This window comes from Vogesella mureinivorans (genome assembly GCF_007644035.1).
GTDB lineage: Bacteria > Pseudomonadota > Gammaproteobacteria > Burkholderiales > Chromobacteriaceae > Vogesella > Vogesella mureinivorans.
The window spans coordinates 1-332 of sequence record NZ_VMTV02000715.1; the positions used below are offsets into that span (position 1 = coordinate 1).

Here is a 332-nt window from a genome sequence, read left to right on the forward strand (position 1 = left end):
GCCACAGCTCGTGGGCGCGCAGCAGCAGCTCGGCAAAGTCGACCAGGCCGGCGCGGCGGGCGGTGGTCTCGTAGGCCTCGTAGATGCGGATGAAGGTGTCGGTGGCCGGATTGCCGCCGATCACATGCTTCGGACGCTTGCCTTCGTCCTTCGCGGCATTGATGAACCAGGCCGCCTGGCGCGCGGGCCAGCGCTTCTCATCGAGACCCATGTCGTTGATAACGCGCTTGAGCAGCCGGATCTGGTCGTCCGAATCCAGCACCTGGAAGGTCTCGGGCAGGCCGGCCTCGTGCCAGTGCAGGCGCAGCAGGCGATGGGCGATGCCGTGGAAG

General features: G+C 67.2%; 1 protein-coding gene. It reads right to left on the reverse strand.

Features of this window, described 5'->3' with window-relative positions; genetic code table 11:
• Positions 1-332 (reverse strand): UvrD-helicase domain-containing protein (locus FLQ44_RS17875; RefSeq protein ID WP_170253026.1); only part of this gene is annotated, 332 nt, incomplete at both ends.